This window comes from Bacillus sp. mrc49 (genome assembly GCF_002803435.1).
In genome coordinates, this window is record NZ_PHNG01000735.1 from 1 (window position 1) to 6,988 (window position 6,988).

The window sequence follows — 6,988 nt, forward strand, 5'->3', positions numbered from 1 at the left end:
AGCTTATTCGGTAAGGATATGACAAGCATTTCAAGCATATTGAGCATCCTTGCCGTTGCCTTTTTGGTTGGTGCTGTCATGGGTGCCATTCCTGGAGGAGGGATGATCGGGGAAATGCTGATTCTCAGCGTATTCGGCTTCCCGGTTGAAGTTTTGCCGATCATTGCCGTTATATCCACGATAATCGATGCACCTGCTACACTGTTGAACTCAACAGGAAACACAGTTTGTGCCATGCTCGTGTCACGGCTCGTCGAAGGAAAGAACTGGTTAAAGCAAGCTTTTATTAAAGAAGATTCGGCCGTATGATCGAACGGACGCCTGGTTTTCCAGGCGTCTTTTTTTTTTTAGGAGCAAGGTGTTCCATGCCGATGCATAGAATGTAACTGTAAAGGAGGGATTCCGATGTTAACGAAGTGGTTGCCTGCGGCGATCCTTATTACGGGACTAGCCTATATATTCGTCATACCTGAAGAGCCACTGCTTATGAAAATCATCTTTAAAGTGATTCCGATGTTATTGATTTTGCTTTATGCCAGCAAAAAAGGAGGACGAGGGAATCGATATCAAATTCCGATCCTCCTTGGACTATTCTTTTGCATGCTTGGAGATGGCTTGTTGATTTGGTTTCTTATCGGCCTTTCCGCCTTCTTGATCGGCCACCTTTTCTATATTGCGGCCTTCCTGAAATCTTGGAACTTTTCCTGGCTTCGATTCGCAACGATTCTGCCGATTGCCGCTTACTCGATGGTGATTTGTCGGGAAATTATCCTTTCCTTGATAGAAACGGGTGAAAATGGCCTCATCATCCCTGTAATCGGTTATGTGACGGTCATTTCGCTCATGGGCTGGACGGCGATGATGACCAGAAATGCCGTTGCAATCATCGGCGGGATGCTGTTTGTGATTTCCGATTCCATCCTAGCTTGGAACAAATTCGTCGACGTCATTGCCTTCTCTGGTCCACTGATCATGCTTACCTATTATGCCGCCCAGTTTTTCATCGCTGCCAGCATTCGCAAAGACCCTTCTTTCGGTTTTGCGAACGGACTGAAAAATGAAACGCCCAGCACATGACAAGATGATGTTGATTCCGTTCCACATGAAACAATGAAAAAAGGCAATCACCGCCCTAAAGAAGCGGTGATTGCCCTTTTTTTCAACCCTTGATTTTCTTGATGAAGACCACTTTTAAATAGTTGCCTTCCTTATATTCCCGACTTGTCTTGAAATCAGCCGGCAATGAGAATTGCTCGACGATTTCATACTTCCCGTTACATTCCCTGAAGGCTGCATCGATGAAGCTCTTGAACTTTTTCATGTCGAACGTGCTGCAATTAGTCGAAGCGATGATGACTCCGTCGTCTTCAGTAATCGCAATGGTGTCCTTCAATAGATTCGTATAGTCTTTGCCAGCGCTGAACGTAAACTTCTTCGATTTGGCAAAACTCGGCGGATCGAGGATGACCATATCAAATTTCAACGCTTTCTTCACTGCATATTTAAAATACTTGAATACATCCATCACCACGATGTTCTGTGTTTCAGGATCTATTCCGTTCACGCCGAACTGTTCGATCGTCTTCGGTAAACTCCGATTCGCAAGATCGACGCTTGTTGTTTTAATCGCACCGCCCAAAGCGGCAAACACGGAAAATGCCCCCGTGTAGGAGAACATATTCAGTACCGTTTTTCCTTTTGCGTATTCATCGCGGATTTTCCGTCTGACATCGCGCTGATCGAGGAAGACACCGACCATGGCGCCATCATTCAAATAAACGGCGAACTGGACTCCATTTTCCTTAACAAGAAGAGGAAATTCCGGTTGTTCACCCATGACGAAATCATCTTCATCGACATATTGGCCCTTCGTATCAAAGCGTTTCTTTTGATAAATCGACTTGACCTCAACCGCAGCCCGCAATGCCTGGATGATGTATTCTTTGAAGGAATAAATCCCTTTGCTATACCAGCTGATGACATAGTGACCGTCATAATGATCGATGATTAAACCACCAATTCCATCACCCTCCCCATTAAACAACCGGAAAGCGGTCGTCTCGGGATCGTCATAATACGGTTTACGGAATTCAACGGCCGCGCCAATTTTTCCGTTAAAGAAGGTTTGGTCGATTTTTTCATTTTCGCTTTTGGTCAATACCCAGCCGTAGCCCTTATTTTGTTTCCCGTAATATCCCTTTGCCACGAATCGCTTATTCTCATCGAGCAGACGTACTAGAGACCCCTCTTCCTGGAGGTCATCGAGATTCGTGATCGACTCTTTAGCGATCAACGGAAAGCCCTTGCCGATTTTGCTTGCAAACTTAGCTTTCACTTTTATATCTATTTCTTTTCCCATCCTTATCATCCTATCTATGCAAATGCTTTCCTTTCCATTTTACCCTAATCGCTTTATAAATAAAAACCAGCCCGTCACCCGGGCTGGCTTCACGAAAATCCTTGCTCATGATACTTCTAAATGCAGGTCGCCCGGTTTCACTTTACCCATCATTTTCAATACTCGATGCAGGACAAGGGTGATCACGGCTGGCAAGACCATGCCGACTGCGACATAAACCAAGAACGTATACAATCCTTGCCCGGTAATGATGGCAATCGGGGCAATCATTGAGCTTAACCCCATCCCTCCAAGCTCATACGGCACCTGAAAATCAAATGCCATGGTAGCGATCGGGGCACAAATGATTGCCGCAATGAAAGGCGGGACGACATATAATGGCTTTTTGATTAAATTAGGAAACTGGACTTTTGGCGTAACGACCATCTGGGCCAGGAACCCGCCCATATCATTATCTTTATAAGACATGACAGTGAACCCGACAAACTGTACGGTACATCCGATTAAAGCTGCCGCACTGGAAACGGGATCTAATTGCAGGGCGATCGCAAGCGCCGCGGATGACGCTGGGGTCATCAATAAAATGCTCCATACCAAAGCGATGACCATGGAGCCGATTAAAGGCGACCCACCGACGGCAGCGGTAATTTGACCGCTTAACCATGTTAGGAATGGCGTCGTGACTAGAGCCAAGCCATATCCAGCCACTCCGCCGACTAGAACTGCCCCCAATGGGATGGCCATGATATCCAACTTTGTTTTGCCGATTAGCCGCTTACCTACATACGTTGCCACTACTGCTGCCAGGACGGCACTTAACGGCTGCCCCGTAGCGATCGTGAAGGCCCCCTCGGCCGTTCTGTGAATTGCAGCGCCGCCAACGGCACTAGAAGCCATGGCGCTAAAAATTATTAATGAATTCCCTCCAAGCTGATACGCGATGCCGGCCCCCAGCGCAGGCGCAAGCAAGACCTTTGCGGCTCCGCCTATGGCAAGGAAGACCTCCCACCCTAAATACCCGCCTATCGATTCGAACAATAACCCGATCCCTAATGTAACCAAGACGGCGTTAGCTATTCCTGTTGATGCTTTGTACATTCGCTCGTTGATATATGCTTTCCTGCTCACTATATTCACTCCTTATCATTTATCTGAATAATCCCTATCAATAAAAACAAAAAAGTCCCTGGCCGTATAATCGCACCGGCCCTGATGCCTTTCCGTATAATAACATGAATTTTCAGACAATGTAAGTCGTATTTATATACTAATAAAATAAAAACGCTTTCAATAATGTGGTTTTCGCAGGGTTTTATACAAAAAATATCTAGTATTGTATTATTTCAGTATATTCGATGTGTTTTCTTACCAGTTCAGGCTCCCTTTTTCATATCAAAAGAGAATTCGTCCTTCTACATTAGGATGCATCCCAAAAAAAGAGTGCCGGATAAGCGCCGGCACTCTCAAAATTTGTTTTTTTATTTTTTCGTGACTAATTTCAGCGGTACGGAAATGGTCTCGTCCACTTTGTCGCCTTTCAAGATCTTTTCTGCTGCATTAACCGCCTCTTCGCCGATAAGGGTCGGTTGCTGGGCAACTGTCGCTTTTAGTTCACCGTTCTCGACTGCCTTCAATGCATCATCATTGCCATCGAAGCCAACCACGATGATATCTTCGCCTGCTGCCTTGATCGCTTCAATGGCACCTAATGCCATTTCATCATTATGAGCGAATACCGCTTGGATATCTTTATTGCCTTGCAGGATATTTTCCATTACGTTAAGGCCTTTTGTCCGGTCGAATTCTGCCGTCTGGCTTGTCACGACATCCAATTGCTTGTCCGCAAGATTATGGAAGCCTTTTCCGCGTTCACGAGTTGCTGACGCTCCTGATACACCTTCAAGCTCCACTACCTTCGCTTTTTCGCCAAGCTCCTTGACTAGGTATTCCGCGGCCATTTCCCCACCAGCGACATTATCGGAGGCGATGAATGTTTCGATATCGCCTTCATCGGATGAGCGGTCGATCGTAATGACAGGAATGCCTGCTTCATTTGCAGATTGAACGGCTGAAGATATTGCCGCTGAGTCTGTTGGATTCACAAGAAGGACATCCACTTTTTGCAGGATTAAATCTTCAATTCCGCTGATTTGTTTAGCCGTATCATCCTGGGCATCTACAACAGTGACTTTCATGCCTTTTTCTTTTGCCTCTTTTTCAACCCCATTTTTTAATGAAACGAAGAACGGATTGTTTAAAGTTGAAATGCTGACACCGATCTTCACTCCTTTTACAGAGTCTTTCTTTTCTTTTTTATCATCTTTCAGACCTGAATCCATTGAGCATGCAGCCAAGACCATTAATGATAGAATCATGATGATCGATACGATTTTTTTCATATATTACACCCCTGCTTATGATTTTTTACGGTCAAGTAAGACCGCGATTAATATAACTGCACCTTTTACCACTTGCTGGTAGAAAGAGGATACACCAAGTAAATTCATTCCATTATTCAAGGTGCCGATGATCAGGACCCCCACGAGCGTGCCGAACAATCGGCCTTTACCGCCTGATAGGCTCGTCCCGCCGAGCACCACGGCTGCGATGGCGTCCATTTCATAGGATTGCCCCGCCGTTGGCTGTGCCGAATTCAGGCGCGAGGTCAAAATCGCACCGGCAATGGCTGCCATTGTACCTGCCAGCCCATATATGGCCACCTTCACGCGATCGACTTTGATCCCGGAAATACGGGAAGCCTTTTCATTTCCCCCAATTGCATAAGTTTTGCGGCCAAATGATGTTTTGTGAAGCAGGAACCATAGGATGAAAAATGCGATGATCATCACGACCGCCGGTACCGGCAAGCCTAGGAAGTACCCTCTCCCAAGCATTTGGAAAGCGACCGAGTCACCGATACCCGTGATCGGCTTCCCGTCCGTATAGACGAGCGTCAGGCCTCGGAAAATCGTCATCGTAGCCAATGTAACGATGAAAGGAGCCATTTTTCCTTTTGATACGAGAATTCCATTGATTACACCCATAATTGCCCCAAGTAATATACCTACCAATATGGCAAGGATCGGGTCCATTCCCGAGACCATCATGCCAGCCATAAGCGCGCTGGACAGTGCCAGAATGGAACCGACGGACAAGTCGATGCCGCCTGTCAGTATGATGAAGGTCATCCCGAATGCAATAAGTGCATTGATGGAGGTTTGACGCAATAGATTCAAAATATTGTTCGGTTCCATGAATGATGGATTTAATACGGTTATTACGATAAATAATAGAACCAAGGCGAGTAACGGCCCGAATTTTTGCCAGATCCCGCTTTTTCCTGTAGCCTCAAGTTTCATCCTAGTTCCCCCCTGTCGCCAATGCCATGATTTTTTCTTGTGTCGCTTCCTGCTTTAATAATTCCCCAGCAATTGCACCTTCGTGCACTACAAGGATCCTATCACTCATTCCCACGATTTCCGGAAGCTCAGACGAAACCATGATGATGGCGATTCCCCGCTCCGTCAGTTCATTCATCAGTTCATAAATTTCACGTTTTGCGCCAACATCGATCCCCCTCGTAGGCTCATCCATAATTAAAACCTTTGGGGAGGTGCCGATCCATTTCGCGATGACCACTTTTTGCTGATTGCCTCCGGATAGGTTGCCGATGATCGTTTCTGCAGAGGATGTCTTCACGTGAAGCCGTTTGATCATCATATCTGCAAAATTTCTCTCATCGACCGTTTTTACGAGCCCGCTTGGTGCAAAGCTCTTCAAATTCGGCAAACCGATATTTTCCCTTACTGAAAAGTCGAGGATCAGCCCCTCTTCTTTACGGTTTTCCGTAATGAAAGCCAAACCGTGCCGCACTGCATCCGTCGGTTTTCGAATGGAAGCCCTCTTGCCCTCAACGGTAATCTCACCGCGATCTATTTGGTCGACACCGAAAAGGGCGCGCATGATTTCCGTTCTGCCTGCTCCCATCAATCCGGCTACACCCACTATCTCGCCTTGCCGGACTGCGAAATTGATATTTTCAAACATCCCTTTTTTCGTCAAACCTTTTACATCAAGGACTACATCGCCAAGCTTTGCATCACGATGGGGGAACCGATCCTCCAGCTCCCGTCCGACCATTTTTTGTACGACTTCATCGAAATTCGTATCGACAATTCTTTTCGTATCGACGGTTTTACCATCACGCATAACGGTGATCCGGTCACAAATGGCGAATATTTCTTCCATCCGATGCGAGATATAAACAAGTGATACACCCTTTTGGGTTAACCCCTTCATCACTTCAAATAGCTTTTCGATCTCCCTATCGGTTAACGCTGCGGTCGGTTCATCCATGATGATGACTTCGGCCTCCGTCATCAGCGCCTTGGCAATTTCGATCATTTGCTGTTCACCTACGGAACAAAGGCCGGCTTCCTTATCGAAGGGAAGGGAAATATTAAGTGTTTTAAAAACTTCTTTTGCACGCGCTTTCATTTGTTTCGTCTTTAGGACGCCTAACTTATTTACCAGTTCCTTGCCGATAAATAAGTTCTCCAGCACGGTCATTTCCGGCCAAATATTCAATTCCTGACGGATAAAGGCCATCCCCGCTTCTTCTGCTTCCTT

Annotated in this window: 7 protein-coding genes; 2 read left to right on the forward strand and 5 right to left on the reverse strand. The window is 46.2% G+C overall.

Going from position 1 to position 6,988, the window contains the following annotated elements; all coding sequences use genetic code 11:
- Together CVN76_RS21485 and CVN76_RS21490 are read left to right on the forward strand one after the other, a co-directional pair.
- Positions 1–309: cation:dicarboxylate symporter family transporter (locus CVN76_RS21485; protein ID WP_157805746.1), on the forward strand; the 309-nt coding region annotated here is incomplete at its 5' end.
- 96 nt (positions 310–405) lie between these two features.
- Positions 406–1,077, forward strand: coding sequence for a lysoplasmalogenase (locus CVN76_RS21490; protein WP_100532993.1), 672 nt, complete (start codon positions 406–408; stop codon positions 1,075–1,077).
- Positions 1,078–1,159: 82 nt separating this feature from the next.
- Here the strand turns inward: CVN76_RS21490 and CVN76_RS21495 are convergent, their stop codons facing one another.
- The 5 genes from CVN76_RS21495 to CVN76_RS21515 all read right to left on the reverse strand — a co-directional run.
- Positions 1,160–2,359, reverse strand: a complete 1,200-nt coding sequence (locus CVN76_RS21495) for a class I SAM-dependent rRNA methyltransferase (RefSeq protein WP_100532994.1) — start codon at positions 2,357–2,359, stop codon at positions 1,160–1,162.
- 105 nt (positions 2,360–2,464) lie between these two features.
- A complete protein-coding gene (locus tag CVN76_RS21500) occupies positions 2,465–3,457 on the reverse strand; it encodes a PTS transporter subunit IIC (RefSeq protein ID WP_100532997.1) in 993 nt (330 codons plus the stop codon).
- Between the two features lie 380 nt (positions 3,458–3,837).
- Positions 3,838–4,758: a ribose ABC transporter substrate-binding protein RbsB gene (gene rbsB, locus CVN76_RS21505; RefSeq protein ID WP_100532995.1), complete on the reverse strand. Its 921-nt coding sequence runs from the start codon at positions 4,756–4,758 to the stop codon at positions 3,838–3,840.
- A 15-nt stretch (positions 4,759–4,773) separates the two neighbouring features.
- Complete coding sequence (locus tag CVN76_RS21510) at positions 4,774–5,718, reverse strand: ABC transporter permease (protein WP_061141403.1); 945 nt, start codon at positions 5,716–5,718, stop codon at positions 4,774–4,776.
- A 1-nt stretch (position 5,719) separates the two neighbouring features.
- The coding region (locus CVN76_RS21515; protein WP_100532996.1) for a sugar ABC transporter ATP-binding protein at positions 5,720–6,988 on the reverse strand (1,269 nt) is incomplete at its 5' end.